The organism is Kitasatospora sp. NPDC127121, from assembly GCF_042677305.1.
GTDB lineage: Bacteria > Actinomycetota > Actinomycetes > Streptomycetales > Streptomycetaceae > Kitasatospora.
The window spans coordinates 1-18,874 of record NZ_JBHXTQ010000118.1; the positions used below are offsets into that span (position 1 = coordinate 1).

The window sequence follows — 18,874 nt, forward strand, 5'->3', positions numbered from 1 at the left end:
GCTCCGGACACCCCCGCCATCTACCCGCCCTACAACCCCGGCCGCGTCAGATGTGTATACGAGCCCGGGCCGGTGGCCGCGGCGGGCCGGGAAGGGGGTGCGGCGGGCGCCGCGGCGGCCCGGGGGGCCGGGGCAGGGGTGGCGGTCCGGGAGGCCGCGAGGGGGGCGTTCTCGGCCTCCTCCTCCGTTGTTGTGGAGGCGGCGGCCGCGGCGAGGGCGGCGTCCAGCCGGGCGGCGACGTCGGCGGGCATCGGCGGGGCCTCGACGGCGCCGAGCAGTGCCTGGACCTCGCCGAGCGCGTCGGCGGTCTCACGGCACTCGGCGCAGCCGTCCAGGTGCCGGCGCAGCGTCCGGGCGGCGTCGGCGGACTCGACCAGCCCCTCGGCGAGGTCGGCGAGCTCGTCGACGGAGGGGTGGGTCTCGGCGGGGCCGGTGGGGCCGGAGGAGGAGAGGTGGGCCGTCATCGCGTGCTCGCGTCTCCTTCCAGAACCGTCCGACCGGTGTTCGGGCCTGTCCCTGTGACGGTGCGGATGCCCGTCGGGTTCCCCGGCGCGTTCCGCCGAGGTGACGGAGCCGTGCCGGGGGCGTTCGGTGTTTCACGTGAAACATCCGGCCCGCCACCGCCGCTCTCGCGCAGATGGCGGACCAGCGGGAGCAGCCGGGCCCGGCCCCGGGCGCAGCGGCTCTTCACCGTGCCCACCGGGACGCCCAGCAGCTCGGCGGCCTCGGCGACGGGGTAGCCCTGCATGTCGACCAGGACGAGTGCGGCCCGCTGCTCGGCGGGCAGTTCGGCGAGCGCCGAGGCCAGCTCGCGCTGCACCTCGGCCCGGACCACCGGGGAGTCGGCGGGTTCCGCGGCGCCGACCAGGGTGTCCAGGCGCCGCGGGTCCTCGTCGAGCGGGGTGGTGCGGCGGGTGGCGCTGCGCCGGGCGCGGTCCAGACAGGCGTTGACCACGATCCGGTGCAGCCAGGTGGTGACCGCCGAGCGGCCCTGGAAGCCGGGGGCGGCGCGGAAGGCGGAGACCAGGGCGTCCTGGAGGGCGTCGGCGGCCTCCTCGCGGTCGCCCAGGGTGCGCAGGGCGACCGCCCAGAGCCGGTCGCGGTGGCGGTTCACCAGGAGGCCGAAGGCGTCCGGGTCGCCGGCGACGTGCCGGGCGAGCAGCGCCGCGTCGTCCTCCGCCACCGTCACCCCTCGCCCCCCTCGCCGTCGTTCCGCAGGCCGGACCTGCGGTCAGCCGGAGACCTTGACCTCGGCGACCTGCCCGCGGAACTTGCCATCCGTATCCTTCGGCAGGCTGGTCAGCCAGATCAAGAGGTAGCGGGTGTTCGTCGGGGCGCTGAGGGTGAAGTCGACGTTGCTGCCGCTCTTCTTCCCCGCGACCGTGAAGGAGGTCAGCGGCGCCTTCTGCGGGTTGTCCGCCGCCTGGGCGTTCGGGATCCGCAGCTCGGCCGTGGTGGTGCCGACGAACTGGACGTTCACCGAGCTGACGGCGTGCGACGAGCCGAGATCGATCAGCAGACCAGTGCCCTCCTTGTAGCCGCCCGGGACGAACTGGTCGTCGTAGCCGTAGGTCGGCCAGCTCGTGCTGGGGTCGCCGTCGATGGCCTTGGGGAGGGCCCAGGCGGATTCCGCCGAATCGCCCTTCGGGTTGTACGAGAGGGCGGCCTTGGGCGCGATCGGCGTCGGGTTGTGGGTGCTGGCCTGCGGGGTCGGTGCGTCGCTGGTGGCCGAGGTCTGCGGGGGGGTGGTCGGGCTGGTGTTGCGCAGGGTGTCCACGAACTGCCAGGAGGCGACGCCGATGGCGCCCAGGGCGACCGTCCAGGCCGTCGCCTTGATCACCCGGCGCAGCCGTCGCCGGGTGCGCCGGCTCGCGGTCGGCCGGGACGAGGCGGGCAGCGGGGCGACGGCCGGGTCGGCCACCCGGGTCGGGTTGGGCGCGGTCGGCAGCGCGTGGGTGTTGTGCCGGGGCGGGGCCGGGAAGGGGGGCAGCTCCGGTTCGGGCTGGCGGATCCGGGGCATCTGCGCGATCGCCCGGGTCAGCTCCTCCGGGGTGGTGATCGGCTCGGCGTGGTGCGGCGGGTGGTCGAACAGGGCCCGCGCGGCCAGCTCGGACAGGCCCTTGTGGACGCCCGCGCGGACCTGGTCCGGCGCGGCGTTCTGGAGGCCCTTGGGCAGGCCCTGGAGGTCGTAGCGGTCCTCCGGGTAGGGCCAGCGGTGGGTGAGCGCGGCGAACAGCAGGGCGCCGATCGCGCGGGTGTCGGTGCGCTCGGAGCCGTCGGTGCCGTCCTCGTCGGGCAGCCCGCGCAGGGCGGCGTCCACCGCGATGCCGTTGATCCGGTACTGGCCGCTGTCGGTGCGCAGCACGCAGCGCGGGGTGAGTCGCAGGTGGGCCTGGCCGCGCCGGTGGGCGGCGGCGACCGCGTCGGTCACCTGGCGGACCATCTGGTACGCCTCGTGCGGCTCCATCGGGCCGTCGGCGAGCAGCTTGGCGAGGTCGGAGGCGTGCGGCAGCCACTCCCGCACGACGTAGACCAGCTCGCCCTCCTGGACGGCGTCCAGGACCTGGACGAAGCGCGGGTCGCCGAGCAGGGCGGCGGACTTGGCGGCGGCGAGCACCTTGCGGGCGCGCTGGTGGCCGGAGGCCATCAGGTGGACGCCGACGGCCCGGCGCAGCTTCTCGTCGACCGCGCGCCAGCTGCTGAAGGTCTCGGTCTGGGAGATGCACTCCTCCAGCCGGTACCGGTGGCCGATCGTGTCGCCGCTGTGCCGCAGCGGGGCGGGGAGGGTGCGGGGCAGGGTGGCGGTGTCGCGCGGGTCGACGGTGGGCTGCGGGTCGGTGGGGCGGCGCTTGGCGGCCGCGGGCTCCGGGGCGGCGGGCTTGCGCCGGGCGGTGCCGCCGGCGGCCAGCTCGGCAGCGATCTCGTGGACCGAGAGCGGAGCGGTGATCTCAGAGGTCTCCTCGCCGCGGGGGGCGTCCTGGCCGGCGTCGGAGAGGTCGGAGGGCTCGGAGGGGTCGGCGGCGTCGGTGTCCGGGTCCGGGTCCGGGTCGGCGGCCATCGGGGTGTCCGGGGCGGCGCTCCGGTCCTCGGAGGCGTCCTGGGAGGAGTCGTCGGCGACGGCGCCCGCCGGGGCTGCCTTCCCCGCCGTGAGCTCGTCGATCGCCGCGGCCAGTGCGGCCTCGTCCGCCGCCGCGTCAGCTGCTGACGTGTCGACGACCGCCTTGGTGCCATCAGCCACCGTGGTCCTGCCTCCCCTTGTGTCGCCCCGGCTTGAGAGAGTCGCTGGAGCCCGCGGGTTGGCGGCCACGTGCTCCAGGACAATTGTGCCCACTCTTCTCCACCGAGTACGACCGCTGAGGGGCGCGCTCGGTTGCGTGCTGGTGGAGAGATGTGGTGCAGATCCGACACCGGGCCGCCATCTCGCGGCCCGGGCGGAGCCGGGCGCGGGCGGCGGCCCGGCACCCGGCCGGACGGGCGGAGGAGCTGGTGGCTCCCGTCGACACCCGGTCAGGGCGTCCGCTCGTCCGGTCGGTCGGTGTGGTGGATCAGCGGCCCAGCCGGCCGCGCACCATGCCGAGCATGGCGTTGAGCTCCTCGATCCGCAGGCGCTTCGCGATGAGCACGAACACGGCCAGCTGGAGGCCGCCGCCCGCGACGAGGGACAGCACGCTGCCCAGCCAGCCGTCCAGCACCTGCTGGACCGCCAGGCTGACGCCGAGGCCGACCAGCGCGGACGGCACGCCGGCGGTGGCCAGCCGGCTGTAGGTCTTGCCGATCCGCTTGCTGTCCAGCCCGCCGATCTTCTTCTTCAACTTCGGCAGTGCGACCGTCACCCCGACGGCGTAGGCCAGACCATAGCCGAAGGACATCCCGATCACGGCCCACTGGGCGGGCAGCGTGAACCAGCAGACCACCGAGAACCCGGCCTGGCAGACCGCGACCCAGACGGTGTTGGAGAACGGCGTCCGGGTGTCCTCGTAGGCGTAGAAGCCGCGCAGCATGACGTACTGGGCCGAGTACGGGATCAGCCCGAGCGCGAAGGCCGAGAGCATCAGGCCGACGTTGGAGGCGTTGTCCAGGGCCCGGTCACCGCCGCCGATCCCGTAGATCGAGCGGGCGATCGCCGGGCCGAGCGACAGGAACAGGAAGGCGCCCGGGACGACCGCCACCGCGGTGGTGCGCAGCCCGTACGACAGGTCGTCGCGGACGGCGCCGGCGTCCTCGTCGGCCGCCGCCCGGGAGAGCCGGGGGAGCACCGCGCTCATGATCGAGACGGTGATCACGGCCTGCGGGAGCTGCCAGATCAGCAGGGCGTTGGAGAACGCCGCGAGGCCGACGCCCTCGTGGCCGCCCTTCTCGGCGGCGCTGCCGGCGGCGGTGGCCAGCTGGGTGATGACCAGGAAGCCGGCCTGGTTGGCGAGCACGAAGAAGAAGGTCCACTTGGCCAGCCGGGCGGCCTTGCCCAGGCCGTGGCCGCGCCAGTCGAAGCGCGGCCGGTAGCGGAAGCCGGCCGACCGCAGGTACGGGATCATCGCCAGCGACTGGACGACCAGGCCGAGCAGGGTGCCGAGGCCGAGCAGCCGGACGCCCTCGGGCGAGATGCCCTCGGGCGTCACGTGCGTGCCGCTGTAGCCGCCGTACACCCAGATGTAGGCGCCGAAGGTGAAGATCACCACGATGTTGTTGAGGACCGGGGTCCACATCATCGCGCCGAACCGGCCGCGGGCGTTGAGGATCTGCCCCATCACCACGTGGACGCCCATGAAGAAGATGGTCGGCAGGCAGTACCGGGCCAGCGCGACCGTGGTCTCGGCGCGGTCCGCGTTCTCCATCATCGAGTGCGAGATCAGCTGCACCAGCAGCGGTGCCCCGAGCACCGCGAGGAACACCACGCCGCCGAGCCCGACCATCACCAGGGTGAGCAGCCGGTTGGCGTACGCGGTGCCGCCGTCCTCGTCGTTCTTCATGCTGCGCACCAGCTGCGGCACGAAGACGGCGTTCAGCGCGCCGCCGCCGATCAGGATGTACAGCAGGGTCGGCAGGGTGTAGGCGGCGTTGTACGAGTCGCCCATGGCGGCGACGCCGATGGCGGCGGTGATCACCATGGTCCGGACGAAGCCGGTGCCGCGGGAGACCAGCGTGCCGGCCGCCATGATCGCGCTGGAGTTCAGCAGGCTCGCGACCTTGCCGCCGCCGGCCGCCGGGGCGGGCTCGGCCGCGGGCGCCGGCTGTGCGGCGCGCTCCTCGGCGACGAGGTCCGCCAGCGGCTCCACCGCCGGCGGCACCGCCACGGCGGCCACCTGCATGGTGGCCTCGTCCTCGGAGAGCGGCGGGTCGAACTCGATCGGGGGGACGAAGGGGCGGTGCCCGTCCGGGCCGGCGTACTGCTGCTGCCCCGGGTAGCCGCCCACCGGCGGGTACGGCGCGGCGGCAGCGGGGGGCGGGGGCGCGACCGGCGGTGCCATCGGGTGCACCGGGGCGGGCGGGGGCACCGGCGGCTGGGCCGCCGCCTGCTCCTGGTGACCGCCGAACAGCGCGTCCACCCCGACGTACTCGGTGGTCTCGCTGTCCCAGGTCGAGTGCGCCGGGCCCGGCTCCCACTGCGGCCGGGGCTGCTCCTGGCCGCCCCACTGGCCGCCGCCGGCCGGGGCCGGGGCCTCCTGCCAGGCGGCCTGCACCGGGGTGTCCCAGCCGGGCTGCACGGGCGGCACCGGGGCCGCGAACGGCGTCGGCGCCGAGTACTGCGCCGGCGGCACCGGCGTCGGGTAGCCGCCGCCCTGCGGCGGCAGCTGCGGCGGCACGTCGTACGCGGTGGCCGGCGGCTGAGGCGCCGCGGGCCGGTCGGCCCGCAGACCGTACGGGTCCTGGCCGGCCTGCGGGTTCCCGTACGCGTCGGCCGCGTACGGGTCCTGGGCGTAGGTGTCGGCCACGTACCAGTCGCCGGACGGCGACTCGGCGCCCGGCCGGTTCTCACCGCGGCCCGGCGGCCGCTCCTCGCTGCGCCCGGTCATGTCACCTCTTCGCTGTCGTGGGGGAGGCCGGCCCGGCGTTGCGGGGGGTCGGCGGTATCAAGGACCAACCTTCTCATCACTGGCGGTCCGATCCCGGCCATCCGCGTTGCTGCCGCGCGGTGTCTGCGCGGGGCCGGCCTCGGCGGATCCGCCGCCGGAGCCGTCTTCGGGGCCGCCGCCGGGGCCGTTCCCGGAGGGTTCGCCGGCACCGCCCCCGGCCTCGCCGTCGGGCTTCTCCCCGCTCGCGTCCCCGCCCGCGTCCTGCGCCCCGTCCCGGGCCTCGTCCGCCGCCGGGGCCGGTGCGCCGTCCGCCGCCGGGCCGTCGACCGGCTGGTCGCCGTCGGTGTGCGGCTGCCCGGCCCGCCGCTTGCGCTGGCGCACGAAGCGCAGCGCGGCCAGCAGCAGCAGGGCGGCGCCGGCCGCGAAGACGTACAGCACGCCGTTGGTCACCGAGGTGACGTCCACCCTGAACTGCTGCGGTGCGCCGTACTTCTGCGGGTTGGGGCCGGTGGTCCAGAGCTGGGCGGTCATGTTGACCGGGCCGTTGTTGTGCGCCTCGGCGTTGAACCGGAGGGTGACGCTCTGGGAGGCGGGGATGACCAGTTCCTCCTCCTTGCCCACCCGCAGCCGGTTCGGCTGCGGCGAGGTGAGCACCAGCTTGAGGTTGGTGACGGTCTGGGTGAGGTCGTTGCGGACGCTGACCGGGAGCAGACCGGTGTTGCCGGCGAAGGTGACGACGTTCTTCTTCGGCACCCGGACGGCCCCGGTCAGTTCGTCCAGGTACTTGGCGACGTCCGCGCGGTAGGTGCTGCCGGCCGCCGCGTCGGTGCGCCACGCGGTGGACAGCGAGCGGACCATCGCGGCGCTGAACGGGCCGCGCACCCGCTGCGGCAGGGTGAGCACCCGCATCAGCGTGTCCAGGTTCTGCTGGATCTCGTCGGTGCTGCTCAGCTCGGCCGCGGACAGCTCCGAGGCGCGGACCTGGGCCGGGTAGTCGGCGGCCGCCGGGACGGCGGTGTTGGCCTTCTGGTCGGGCGAGGCCTGGGCCAGGGTGTCCAGCTTGACCGGGGCGAGCCACTTGTTGTCGGAGGCCGTCTGCAGGGCGTCCGCCAGCACCTTGGCGGTGCTCGCGGTCAGGTCGCGCGGCGGCATCACCAGCAGGCCGCGCTGGTTCTGCGGCTGCTCGTGGGTGATCGTGTAGGTCTCGGCGAGGAAGCGCTGGTTCGCCTTGGTCTGTGCCTGCGGGGTGGCGAGGTCGGTCTGGAACAGCGAGGAGACGGTCTCGTCGGCGACCACCGCGTTCTGCCCGCTGCCGATCGGGCGCACCGCGGTCGGGGTGTAGTTCATCGCGTCCGGCTCCGGCATGCTCGCGCCGTTGACCAGGACCAGGCCGTCGCCGGCCTGCTGGGCGATGCCCGCGATCTGCTGGTCGAGGTAGCCCTGGTACGGCCAGGCCACGTCCGAGCGGGTGTCGACGGACAGCCGCCCCTCGACGGTGAGCCGGCCGGCGGTGGCCGCCTTGCCCAGGGCGGTGCCCATCCCGGTCAGGTCGGCGCCGTTGTGCGCGATCGAGGCGAGGTCCGGGTCGGCGTAGGGCAGTGACACCACCTGGCCGCCCGGCTTGGCGACGGCGGCCCGCAGCTTGTCCAGCCAGGCCGTGGCGGCGGCCTGGCCGGTGCCGGGGACGGTGTTGTCGTCCTTGGCCGGCTTGCCGACGTCCTGGCCCGGCTTCTGCACCCGGTACGGCCTGGTCATCGCGAACGCGGTGTCCAGCAGGTCCGGGTCGACCACCCAGGTCAGCCCGGTCATCTTGGCCCCGGTGTCCACCAGCTCGTACAGCCGGCCGCCCGGGGAGAACTCGGCGGTCAGGCTGTCGTCGCGCAGGACGGGGACGGGCTGGTCGTTGTCGGAGTAGGTCTGCGCGGCCAGCACCGGCGCGTGCACCAGCGGCCAGAGCGTGGTGACCTTGCTGGGCTGCGCCTCGGCGCCGCCCGGGTTGTACGGCAGGAAGGTCCGGGCGATGCCCAGCGGCCGGTCGCGCTGGTTGTCGGCGGTCGAGCCCCAGGCGTCCACCGCGAGCTCGTAGACGCCGCTGTCGGACAGCCCGAGGTCGCTCACCGAGACGCTCAGGGTGTAGGGCTGGTTCTGGCCCGGACCCAGCTCCGGCAGGGCGTACTGCGGGCTGTCCAGCTCCACGCCGTCGGAGTTGGTCGGGCCGCTGCGGGTGGTCACCAGGGACAGGTCGCTGCGCCGCTGCAGCGGCTTGCTGGACAGCGGCTTGCGGACGGCCGCGTGGGCGTTCTTGACCGCGGCCTTGCCGGTGTTGGTGACGTGCCCGGTGATCTTCACGATGCCGTTCGGGCTGGCCACCTGCGGTGCCACCGTCTCGATGGTCATCTCCACCGGGTACTCGGCCGAGACGCCGTTGTCGGTGGTCGGCCGGACGCCGCCCCCGGCGGGTAGCGCCGCGGCCGGGGCGACCGCTGAGAACAGGGCCAGGGCGGCCCCGCAGGCGGCGGCGAGGCGGCGGGCCGCCTGCCCCGCGCGCCGCCCCGTGCCGTGCCCTTCGACGGGGCGTTGGGTCCTTCCGGGCCGTCGGTCCGCCCCCAGGCCCGAGTGCCGTGCCGGCTCACTCACTCGTTCCGCCCTCGCCGTTCTCGATCGCTCGCTGCTGATGCTGTTCGCTTGACGTTCTTCGCTCGACGCAGTTCGCCGCGCTGGTGCCGCGGGAGCTCCGCCGGCCACGGCGGCACGCGACACCGCATCCCCTGTCCGGTGCCCGAGACTCGTCCACCGGCATGGTAACGATGCAGCCCGCGGTGCAGTGTCGCGGGCCTTGGGGTGAGACGCCCAAAACGCGCGGGCGGTTGACCTGTCGGGCCACGTACTCTTGTGAGCCGTGTCCACTGCCAATGAGTCCACCGCGCACCTCGACCGTTCCAGCACCGCCGTCCAGGCCGTCCCAGGCCTGAGCGAGGCCCAGACCCTGGGGCTGCAAGAGCTGCTGCGGGTGTCGCCGGTGGCCGACGAGATCGCCCGTCGGTTCGAGGCGGCCGGCCACCGGCTGGCCCTGGTCGGCGGCTCGGTGCGGGACGCCCTGCTCGGCCGGCTCGGCAACGACCTGGACTTCACCACCGACGCCCGCCCGCAGCAGGTGCTCAGGCTGGTCAAGGGCTGGGCGGACGCGGTCTGGGACGTCGGCATCGCCTTCGGCACGGTCGGCGCCCGCAAGGACACCCCCGAGGGCTCCTTCCTGATCGAGATCACCACCTACCGCTCCGAGGCGTACGACCGGACCTCCCGCAAGCCCGAGGTCACCTACGGCGACACCATCGAGCAGGACCTGGTCCGCCGGGACTTCACCGTCAACGCGATGGCCGTCGACCTGCCCGGCCGCGGCTTCGTCGACCCGCACCACGGCCTGGACGACCTGGAGGCCCGGGTGCTGCGCACCCCCGCGACCCCCGAGGAGTCCTTCTCCGACGACCCGCTGCGGATGATGCGCGCCGCCCGCTTCGCCGCCCAGCTCGACTTCGAGCCGGCCCCCGAGGTCGTCGCCGCGATGACCGCGATGGCCGAGCGGATCACCATCGTGTCCGCCGAGCGCGTCCAGGCCGAGCTGAACAAGCTGCTGCTGGCCAAGCACCCGGTGAAGGGCCTGCGGCTGCTGGTCGACACCGGCCTGGCCGACCACGTGCTGCCCGAGCTGCCCGCACTGCGGCTGGAGCGCGACGAGCACCACCGGCACAAGGACGTCTACGAGCACTCGCTGACCGTCCTGGAACAGGCCGTCGACCTGGAGCAGGACGGCCCGGACCTCACCCTGCGGCTGGCCGCGCTGCTGCACGACATCGGCAAGCCGCGCACCCGCCGCTTCGAGTCGGACGGCCGGGTCTCCTTCCACCACCACGAGGTGGTCGGCGCCAAGATGACCCGCAAGCGGATGCGCGAGCTCAAGTACTCCAAGGAGCTCACCGAGGACGTCTCGCAGCTGGTCGAGCTGCACCTGCGCTTCCACGGCTACGGCGGCGGCGAGTGGACGGACTCCGCGGTGCGCCGCTACGTCACCGACGCCGGACCGCTGCTGGAGCGCCTGCACAAGCTCACCCGCTCCGACTGCACCACCCGCAACCGCAAGAAGGCGGCGGCGCTGTCGCGCACCTACGACGGCCTGGAGCAGCGGATCACCGAGCTGAAGGCCCAGGAGGAGCTGGACGCCGTCCGCCCGGCGCTGGACGGCAACCAGATCATGGAGCTGCTCGGGCTCAAGCCCGGCCCGCAGGTCGGCAAGGCGTACAAGCACATGCTCGAACTCCGGCTGGAGCACGGCCCGCTGGAGCACGACGCGGCGGTGGCCGCGCTGCGGGCCTGGTGGGCCGAGCAGCAGGGCTGAGAGGTGCTGCGAGGGGTGGGGGCGGGGGCGGGCGGGGCCCCCCCCCCCCCCGGGCGGGGGGGACGGGGGGGGGAGGGAGGGGGAGGCGGGGGGGCCTTTGCGGGGGGGGGGGGGGGGGGGGGGGGGGGGCCGGCGGGCGCCCGCCCCCACCCCTCGGGCGTGCCGGGTCAGCCGTGGAGGCTCTGCAGGCAGAGCACGTAGTTGAGGGCCGGCAGGTTGGAGTAGGTGCGGGTGTAGGTGCTGTCCGACTTCGGCTGCTTCTCGCAGACCTTCTCGTCGGAGGTGGCCAGGTACTTGAAGACCACCTTGTACTGGGCGCGGGAGTCGCCGCAGGGCAGCATGGTGATCTTCGGGTTGGCGTCGTGGGTCGCGCCGGTGCCGTTCTCGTTGCGCAGGCAGTCGCCGGGGTTGGCCCGGTCGATGCTGTCGGCAGCGGTGCTGGGGGCGGTCGGCGGCGGCAGCGTGATGGTGGGCACCGGCGGCATGCTGAACGTCGGCGAGGGGAACGGCCGCGGCGTGTAGGTCGGCGGCGGCGAGAAGGTGGTCACCGGGGGCACCGTCACCGTCGGTATCGCGATCGGCGCGACCGGGTCGTCCTTCTTCGGGCCGAGCACCCCGGTGGCGGCCAGGACCAGCGTGACGACCACCGAGAGCGGCAGCAGCAGCATCAGCGCGTGCGGCCGCCGGCCCAGCGGGACGCCGGGGTCGAGCTGGGGGCCGTGGCTGCCCGGGACGGGCGGCGGCAGCCGCTTGACCTTGCCGTTGGCGGCGAGGTTCAGCAGCAGGGTGATCGGCGCCAGCAGCACCGACGCCGGGCTCCACCAGCCCTGGACCAGGGTGCGGGCGGACAGGTCGCGCACCGTCGCCGTCCCGCAGGTGCGGCAGAACGGGCCCGGCATCCGCAGCATCCGGTAGGCCAGGACCAGGCCCTGGTGGCCGCGGACGGTGGCGTCCACGGCCGGGAAGCCGCCGCAGAAGCGGCAGGCGGGCCCGTCCTGTGGCGCCGGTGGCGGGTACCCGTACCCGTAGCCGGGCGCGGGCTGGGGAGGGTAGCCGTACGGCTGGTCGGGCGGCGGCGGGGCGGCCGGGTAGCCGTAGCCGGGCGGCGGGCCCGGCGGCGGGGGCGGGGTCGGCCGGCCGTAGGGGTTGCCGGTGGCGTACGGGTTGCCGTCGTCGGGCGGCGGGGCGCCGTACGGCAGCTGGGGCGGCGGAACGGACAAGAGGTCCCCCGGGGATGCGGTGGTGGTGGAGAGGTCAGGCCTTCCCCGGCAGCGGGGTGCCGGCCGGGGTCATCGGGCCGAGGCAGAGCACGTACCGCTTCTTGTTCCAGCGGCGTCCGCTCTTGCCCGAGACGGCGCTGGTGGTCTGCGGCGTCTGCCGGCAGCGGTTCACGTCGGTGGTGTCGCCGAACGTCGACAGGACCCGGTAATTCGCTTTGGCGTCAGTGCACTTGACGATCTCGACATCGCGGGTGCCGCTCACCCGGACGCAGTCGCCGGGCTTGGCGCTGCTGACGCTCGGGCCGCTGGCGAAGTAGCCGACGGCCAGCGCGAGGCAGCCGCCGACCAGGCCGACGATCCGCAGCTTCGCCTTGATGCCGCGCTTCGCGGGGGGCGCCGCGGCGGCGGCGGGCGGCGGGTAGCCGTACGGACCGGCGGGCGGCTGCTGGCCGTACGGCGGCTGGGCGCCGTAGCCGGGCGGCTGCTGGCCGTAGGCCGGGGGCGGTCCGAAGCCGGGCGGTGCGGGCTGGGGTGGTCCGGGCTGGGGCGGCCCGGGTGGGGGCGGTCCGAAGCCGGGCGGTGCGGGCTGGGGCTGCGACGGGATGTACGGCACCTGCCCGTACGGCGGGGCCGGCTGTGGGGGCGGCCCGTACGGCGGAGGTGGCCCGTACGGGCCGGGCGGTGTGCTCATCAGTTCGTCCCCCGAGGCCGAGTGCTGTCGCTCCGACAGGTCTGACGTACCTTAGCGACTCGGTCGGACGCCACCGTTCCGAGGGGCCGAGGGCCTTCAGGAGGCTCGGTCGCCGGGGAGCGGCCCGTACCGCCGGGCGGAGCGCAGGTAGAGGAGCGCCGAGAGCCCGTACACCGCGGCGACCCCGACCACCACCACGACCGAGCGGCCGGAGAGCGGCAGCACCAGCGCCGTGACCAGGGCGGCGGTCACGAAGGCGACGTTGAACAGCACGTCGTAGATCGCGAAGACCCGGCCGCGGTACTCGTCCTCGACCGACTCCTGGACCACGGTGTCGGCGCAGATCTTGGTGCCCTGGGTGACCACCCCGAGCAGCAGCGCCGCGAGCAGGCAGGGCAGCAGGGTGAAGCTCAGGCCGAGCGCCGGGACGAAGACCACCGGGGCCGCCAGGCAGACCGTCAGCCAGCCGGCCAGGCCGAGCCGCCGGGTGCACCAGGGGCTGACCAGCGCGGCGACGAAGAACCCGGCGGCGGACAGGCCGACCGCCTGGCCGAGCGTGACCAGTCCGGCCGCGCTGTCGGACGGGTCGTTGAAGGTGTACCGGGCGAGCATCACCACGACCACGATCAGCACGCCGTAGCAGAACCGGGCCGCGGTGACGGCGGCCAGCGCGTGCACGGCGGGCCGGCAGTCCCGCACCAAGTGGCGCACGGCGGCGCCGAGTTCGACGGCGGCCCGGACCAGCGCCTGGCCGAGCGCCGGGCGGTCGCCGTGCTTCTCCGGGCCGAGCAGGTCGCGGTCCATCCGGCGGGCGGCCAGTGCGGCCGACAGGTAGAGCAGCGCGGCCACCGTGACCAGCGCGGCGTCGGCCTTCGGCCCGGGGGTCATCACCTGGTGCAGCAGGAAGCCGACCCCTCCGCCGGAGGCGGCGGCGACCGTGCCCAGCGTGGGGGAGAGCGCGTTGGCGGTGACCAGCTGGTCCTGCTCGACCACCCGGGGCAGGGCGGCGGACAGGCCGGCCAGGATGAACCGGTTGAGCGCGGTGACCAGCAGCGCCGAGGCGAAGAACAGCCAGGTCGGCGCCTCCGCCAGGAGCAGGGCGCCGGTGACGAGGCCGAGCCCGAAGCGGGCCAGGTTGCCGTAGTAGAGCACCTGGCGGCGGCGCCAGCGGTCCAGCAGCACTCCGGCGAACGGCCCGATCACCGAGAACGGCAGCAGCATCACGGCCAGCACCGAGGCGATGTCGGCGGGGGAGGACTGCTTCTCCGGGGAGAACACGACGTAGGCGGCGAGCGAGACCTGGAAGACGCCGTCCGAGAGCTGGGAGAGCACCCGGGCGGTCAGCAGCCGCCGGAAGTCCCGGCCGCGGAGCAGACCGAGAAGCGTGGCACGGTGTGCGGACTGGTGGGTGCTGCCGTTCTCGGTGATCGCCACCCGCCCAGAGTGCCATGGAACCGGCCGCTGTTTCACGTGAAACATTCGCCGAGAAACGGTGAAGGGCCCACGATCCGATGATCGTGGGCCCTCCGGCGCGGCCGGCGGCGGTCACCCGCCTCCGGCTCCGGCGCTCTACCTCAGCGCTCGACCTCGCCGCGGATGAACTTCTCGACGTTCTCCTTGGCCTCGTCGTCGAAGTACTGCACCGGCGGGGACTTCATGAAGTACGAGGAGGCCGACAGGATCGGGCCGCCGATGCCGCGGTCCTTGGCGATCTTCGCGGCGCGCACGGCGTCGATGATGACACCGGCGGAGTTCGGGGAGTCCCAGACCTCGAGCTTGTACTCCAGGTTCAGCGGGACGTTGCCGAACGCGCGACCCTCCAGGCGGACGTACGCCCACTTGCGGTCGTCCAGCCAGGCCACGTAGTCCGACGGGCCGATGTGGACGTTGTTGGCGCCCATCTCGCGGTCGCGGATCTGCGAGGTGACGGCCTGGGTCTTGGAGATCTTCTTGGACTCCAGGCGCTCGCGCTCGAGCATGTTCTTGAAGTCCATGTTGCCGCCGACGTTCAGCTGCATGGTGCGCTCGAGGATGACACCGCGGTCCTCGAACAGCTTGGCCATCACGCGGTGCGTGATGGTGGCGCCGACCTGGGACTTGATGTCGTCACCGACGATCGGCACGCCGGCCTCGGTGAACTTGTCCGCCCACTCCTTGGTGCCCGCGATGAACACCGGCAGGGCGTTCACGAAGGCGACCTTGGCGTCGATGGCGCACTGGGCGTAGAACTTGGCGGCGGCCTCGGAACCGACGGGCAGGTAGCAGACCAGGACGTCGACCTGCTGGTCCTTGAGGATCTGGACGACGTCGACCGGGGTCTCGTCGGACTCCTCGATGGTCTCCCGGTAGTACTTGCCCAGGCCGTCGAGGGTGTGGCCGCGCTGGACGGTGACGCCGGTCGGCGGCACGTCGCAGATCTTGATGGTGTTGTTCTCGCTGCTGCCGATGGCGTCGGCCAGGTCGAAGCCGACCTTCTTGGCGTCGACGTCGAACGCGGCGACGAACTCCACGTCGCGGACGTGGTACTCACCGAACTGGACGTGCATCAGCCCGGGGACCTTGCCGGCCGGGTCGGCGTCCTTGTAGTACTCGACACCCTGCACCAGCGACGCGGCGCAGTTGCCCACGCCCACGATGGCTACGCGAACCGAACCCATTCCGGTTGCTCCCTGTGATCTCATGAGGGCCGCCGGGGTCGACGGCACTCGTCCTGCTTCTTCGATGACTGCTTGTACGGGCGCGAGGCGCCCACTCCTGCCGCGCGGCACAGGGCTGACGCGGTGTCAGCGCTCCTGGGCGGAGCGCCCCGGGCGGTCGTACGGTGGCCCGGGCGGGTCCTGGGACCCTTCCTCCTGGCCACGGCCGTCCGAAGTCTTGTGGGGTACGGCGGTGGTGTTGCCGCCGGTGGCGGGCCCGGTCCGGCCGGTGCGGTTGGCCCGCTCGGTCTCGATCAGCTCGTTGAGCCACCGGACCTCGCGCTCCACCGACTCCAGTCCGTGCCGCTGCAGCTCGACGGTGTAGTCGTCGAACCGCTCGCGGGCGCGGGCCAGCGAGTTGCGCATCTTCTCCAGTCGCTCCTCCAGCCGGCTGCGACGCCCTTCCAGGACGCGCATCCGCACGGCCCGGTCGGTCTGGCCGAAGAACGCGAAGTGGACGCCGAAGTGCTCGTCCTCCCAGGCGTCGGGCCCGGAGTCGGCGAGCAGCTCCTCGAAGCGCTGCTTGCCTTCGGGGGAGAGCCGGTAGACGGTCTTGGACCGCTTGCCGTTGAGCGCGGTGGCCGGGACGTACTCGACGTCCGGGTTGTCCTCGACCAGGAAGCCCTGGGCGACCAGGCTCTTCAGACACGGGTAGAGCGTTCCGTACGAGAACGCCCGCAACGTTCCGAGCAGGACGTTGAGCCGCTTGCGCAGCTCGTAGCCGTGCATCGGGGCGTCGTGGAGCAGACCGAGAACGGCGAACTCCAGCACTCCTGAGCGCCTGCCCATTGCCGTCGTCCTCCTTGCCTCTCGGCCGTTGTCCGGCCGCTGCATCGGGCGGTATGCCGCGTCGATGTATCGGCTCGATATATCGAGAACAGTAAACCGGGCCCTCGGAACGGGCAAGGGGGGCGCGCGTGAAGGTGATCACAAGCCGACGCGCAGGAGTGGTTGGCAACGGGCGTGTAATGATCTGCTGCCGTTTTGCGGTCATTGGGGACTGATGCCCGATTAGTTGGGATTCCCGGCTGCGTACGCTGTCGCGTGTGCACGAGGACCACCTCCGGGGTTAGGGCGGTTGGCGGGCATCGGACGTGAACCCTGCCTTCAGGCTGGAACCGCCTGGCGAGGAGTGGCTGCAACATGAGTGAACGACGGCGAAGGACGCCCAGCCCGGGCGGTGACGGGCAGCAGCCCCCGGGTGGTGGTGGCCGTCAGGGCGGACCAGGCCGGGGCGAGGTGAGCTCGGACGGCGTCGGCCGTCGGCGCCCCCCGGGCGAACGGGAGACCGCTCAGCAACCCCGGATGACCCGCGCCGAACTGCGCAAGGCCGCCCAGAAGGGCGGCAAGGGCGGCCGGCGCGGTGCTGCCGACGCCTCCGCGTCCGCGGCCGCCGCCGCAGGCCCCGGCAAGAAGCGGTTCATCGACTACCCGCGCTTCGGCAAGACCGGCGTCCGGCGCTGGCTGCCGTCCTGGCGGCAGTGGCTGAGCGCCTTCCTGATCTTCTTCGCCACCTGCGTGGGCGGGGTCTTCTACCTCTACCAGACCACCGAGATCCCGCAGCTCAAGGATCTGATGAAGGACCAGAACACGATCTACTACTGGGCCGACAACACGGAGATGACCCGCAAGGGCGAGACCAACCGTCAGATCGTCGAGCTCTCCGACATCAGCCCCAACCTGCAGAACGCCGTGATCGCGGCGGAGAACCAGACCTTCCGCGAGGACAGCGGCATCGACCCCAAGGGCATGCTCCGCGCCGTCTACAACATGGCCAAGGGCGGCGAGACCCAGGGCGCCTCGACGATCACCCAGCAGTACGTGAAGAACGCGTACCTCAGCCAGGAGCAGACCCTCAGCCGCAAGCTGAAGGAGTTCTTCATCACGCTGAAGATCAATCAGAAGATGCAGAAGCCGGACATCCTCAAGGGGTACCTGAACACCAGCTGGTTCGGTCGCGGCTCGAACGGCGCCCAGGCCGCCGCACAGGCCTACTACGGGGTCGACGCCAAGGACCTCGACCTCTGTCAGAGCGCCATGCTGGCCGGCCTGTTGAAGGGCGCGTCGTACTACGACCCCAGCAACCCGGCCAACAAGGAGCGGGCCGAGGGGCGGTGGTCCTGGATCCTCGACAACATGGTGAAGATCAAGGCCGTCACCCCGGAGGAGCGTGCCAAGTGCAGCACGTTCCCCGCCCCGATCCCGCAGAAGCCCAACTCCAGCATGAACGGTGAGGTCAGCTACCTGGTCGACACCGCCAACAAGTACCTGATGGCCACCGACAAGGCGATCACCCAGCAGATGATCGACAAGGGCGGTCTGAAGGTCTACACCACCTTCGAGAAGGACAAGGTCGACGCCCTGAAGAAGGCCGTCGACGACGTCAAGGGCGAGAACCTCAACGCCCAGAAGCGCCCCAACAACGACACCTTCATCCAGTTCGGCTCCGCCAGCATCCGCCCCGGCGACGGCGCGATCGTCGCCCTCTACGGCGGCGACGGCGTGGAGAACGGCCACTTCGACAACAACGCCGACGCCATCGGCGTCCAGGTCGGCTCGACCTTCAAGCCCTTCGTGCTGGCGACCGCCATGCAGATCGGCGTCCAGACGGCCACCGACGACAAGGGCAAGCCGAAGCGGATCAACGCCGACAGCCGCTACCTGTCCGACGACATGTCCGAGATCCGCAAGCCGGACGGCTCGCTGGTGATCGGCGACGACGGCAAGCCCTACCGGCAGAAGAACGAGGACTCAGGCAAGCGCGGCTACGTCTCGCTGCGGTCGGCCATGCAGAACTCGTTCAACGTGCCCTTCGTCCAGCTCAACCAGGACGTCGGCGGTCAGAACGTGGCCAACATCGCCGAGCAGATGGGCGTCAGGAAGGAGAGCTTCGCCGACCCGAAGACCCCGACCTTCGCCCTCGGCACCTCCACCATCAGCCCGATCCGGATGGCCACCGCCTACGGCACCCTGGCGGCCAGCGGCAAGGAGGCCGAGCCCTACTCGGTCACCAAGGTCGAGGTGAACGGCACCGAGCGCCCGGGCTTCGGCAAGAAGGACGCCAAGGTCGCCCTGGAGCCGGCCGTCGCCGACAACGTCACCGACGTGCTGGTGAACGTGGTGAAGAACGGTACCGGTTTCAAGGCCAAGGAGCTGGGCCGCCCGGTGGCCGGCAAGACCGGTACCACCGACCAGAACAAGTCGGCCTGGTGGGTCGGCTACACCCCGCAGCTGGTGACCAGCGTCGCGATGTGGCGCGAGGACCCGAGCAAGCACGAGCGGCTGTCGCTCAACGGCACCGGCGGCAAGGAGTCCATCCACGGTGGTGACATCCCGACCGACGTCTTCACCCGGTACATGAAGGCCGCGCTGGCCAACGAGAAGAAGATGGACTTCCCGGCCCCGCAGCCGGTCGGCACCCAGGTGGACTCCTCCGGCGCCCCGGTCTCGCCGAGCATGACGCCCACGCAGACGACGAGCGAGACCCCGTCGGCCCCGCCCGCGACCCAGCCGGGCACCAACAACCAGCCCCCGCCGACCAACAACAACCAGCCGCAGCCGCCCGTGTCCACCCAGGGCCCGGGCTGTGTCCCGGGCGTGGACTGCCCGGGCACGCAGCCGAGCCAGACACCGTCGCACACCAGGACCAACCCCGGTCCGACGAGCAGCTGCGGCCTCCTCGGCTGCACCACGCCCCCGCCCACGGCGCCGCCGACGGACCCCCCGGCGACGAGCAGCAAGCCGAGCGGCAAGCCGCCGACACCGTCTTCGACCGGCGGTGGCGGTGGGCAGAACGCACTGCTGCCCTGACCACCACCCGCTGAGCGGATGAACCGAACGGCGGTGGCGGCCCTCTCCGGAGG

At 72.7% G+C, this 18,874-nt stretch carries 12 protein-coding genes; 2 read left to right on the forward strand and 10 right to left on the reverse strand.

The features are described from left to right. Window positions 1-29: 29 nt before the first annotated feature. From ACFVHI_RS34940 to ACFVHI_RS34960, 5 genes are all read right to left on the reverse strand, one after another. Window positions 30-464: a hypothetical protein gene (locus ACFVHI_RS34940; RefSeq protein ID WP_380345951.1), complete on the reverse strand. Its 435-nt coding sequence runs from the start codon at window positions 462-464 to the stop codon at window positions 30-32. Further along, on the reverse strand, window positions 461-1,189 hold the full coding sequence (gene sigM, locus ACFVHI_RS34945) for an RNA polymerase sigma factor SigM (RefSeq protein WP_380345953.1): 729 nt from the start codon (window positions 1,187-1,189) through the stop codon (window positions 461-463). The genes ACFVHI_RS34940 and sigM overlap by 4 nt, the downstream gene beginning before the upstream one ends. A 42-nt stretch (window positions 1,190-1,231) precedes the next feature. Next, a complete protein-coding gene (locus ACFVHI_RS34950; RefSeq protein WP_380345955.1) occupies window positions 1,232-3,238 on the reverse strand; it encodes a protein kinase family protein in 2,007 nt (668 codons plus the stop codon). Window positions 3,239-3,545: 307 nt separating this feature from the next. Further along, window positions 3,546-6,011 carry a murein biosynthesis integral membrane protein MurJ gene (gene murJ / locus ACFVHI_RS34955; RefSeq protein WP_380345956.1) on the reverse strand — a complete coding sequence of 822 codons (2,466 nt, stop codon included), beginning with the start codon at window positions 6,009-6,011 and terminating at the stop codon, window positions 3,546-3,548. Window positions 6,012-6,068: 57 nt separating this feature from the next. After that, window positions 6,069-8,648, reverse strand: coding sequence for a DUF6049 family protein (locus tag ACFVHI_RS34960; protein WP_380345958.1), 2,580 nt, complete (start codon window positions 8,646-8,648; stop codon window positions 6,069-6,071). 355 nt (window positions 8,649-9,003) lie between these two features. On the opposite strand from ACFVHI_RS34960, the gene ACFVHI_RS34965 reads away from it, so the two are divergent. Beyond that, window positions 9,004-10,404: a CCA tRNA nucleotidyltransferase gene (locus tag ACFVHI_RS34965; protein WP_380345967.1), complete on the forward strand. Its 1,401-nt coding sequence runs from the start codon at window positions 9,004-9,006 to the stop codon at window positions 10,402-10,404. Between the two features lie 167 nt (window positions 10,405-10,571). Here the strand turns inward: ACFVHI_RS34965 and ACFVHI_RS34970 are convergent, their stop codons facing one another. From ACFVHI_RS34970 to ACFVHI_RS34990, 5 genes are all read right to left on the reverse strand, one after another. Next, window positions 10,572-11,624 carry a hypothetical protein gene (locus ACFVHI_RS34970; RefSeq protein ID WP_063348477.1) on the reverse strand — a complete coding sequence of 351 codons (1,053 nt, stop codon included), beginning with the start codon at window positions 11,622-11,624 and terminating at the stop codon, window positions 10,572-10,574. Between the two features lie 34 nt (window positions 11,625-11,658). Beyond that, entirely contained in the window at window positions 11,659-12,315 is a 657-nt protein-coding gene (locus ACFVHI_RS34975; RefSeq protein ID WP_380345960.1) for a hypothetical protein, read from the reverse strand. Window positions 12,316-12,411: 96 nt separating this feature from the next. Then, a complete protein-coding gene (locus tag ACFVHI_RS34980) occupies window positions 12,412-13,749 on the reverse strand; it encodes an MFS transporter (protein WP_380345962.1) in 1,338 nt (445 codons plus the stop codon). 140 nt (window positions 13,750-13,889) lie between these two features. Then, window positions 13,890-14,972, reverse strand: a complete 1,083-nt coding sequence (locus ACFVHI_RS34985) for an inositol-3-phosphate synthase (RefSeq protein ID WP_063348479.1) — start codon at window positions 14,970-14,972, stop codon at window positions 13,890-13,892. 126 nt (window positions 14,973-15,098) lie between these two features. Then, window positions 15,099-15,800: a PadR family transcriptional regulator gene (locus tag ACFVHI_RS34990; RefSeq protein WP_063348480.1), complete on the reverse strand. Its 702-nt coding sequence runs from the start codon at window positions 15,798-15,800 to the stop codon at window positions 15,099-15,101. A gap of 516 nt (window positions 15,801-16,316) precedes the next feature. On the opposite strand from ACFVHI_RS34990, the gene ACFVHI_RS34995 reads away from it, so the two are divergent. After that, window positions 16,317-18,821: a transglycosylase domain-containing protein gene (locus tag ACFVHI_RS34995; protein WP_380345965.1), complete on the forward strand. Its 2,505-nt coding sequence runs from the start codon at window positions 16,317-16,319 to the stop codon at window positions 18,819-18,821. Window positions 18,822-18,874 lie beyond the last annotated feature (53 nt).

Bases quoted from the DNA above. Each gene is read 5' to 3' on its own strand.
- ACFVHI_RS34940 (WP_380345951.1), bottom strand. From the start codon at position 464: ATGACGGCCCACCTCTCCTCCTCCGGCCCCACCGGCCCCGCCGAGACC.
- murJ (WP_380345956.1), bottom strand. From the start codon at position 6,011: ATGACCGGGCGCAGCGAGGAGCGGCCGCCGGGCCGCGGTGAGAACCGG.
- ACFVHI_RS34975 (WP_380345960.1), bottom strand. From the start codon at position 12,315: ATGAGCACACCGCCCGGCCCGTACGGGCCACCTCCGCCGTACGGGCCG.
- ACFVHI_RS34985 (WP_063348479.1), bottom strand. From the start codon at position 14,972: ATGGGTTCGGTTCGCGTAGCCATCGTGGGCGTGGGCAACTGCGCCGCG.
- ACFVHI_RS34990 (WP_063348480.1), bottom strand. From the start codon at position 15,800: ATGGGCAGGCGCTCAGGAGTGCTGGAGTTCGCCGTTCTCGGTCTGCTC.
- ACFVHI_RS34995 (WP_380345965.1), top strand. From the start codon at position 16,317: ATGACCCGCGCCGAACTGCGCAAGGCCGCCCAGAAGGGCGGCAAGGGC.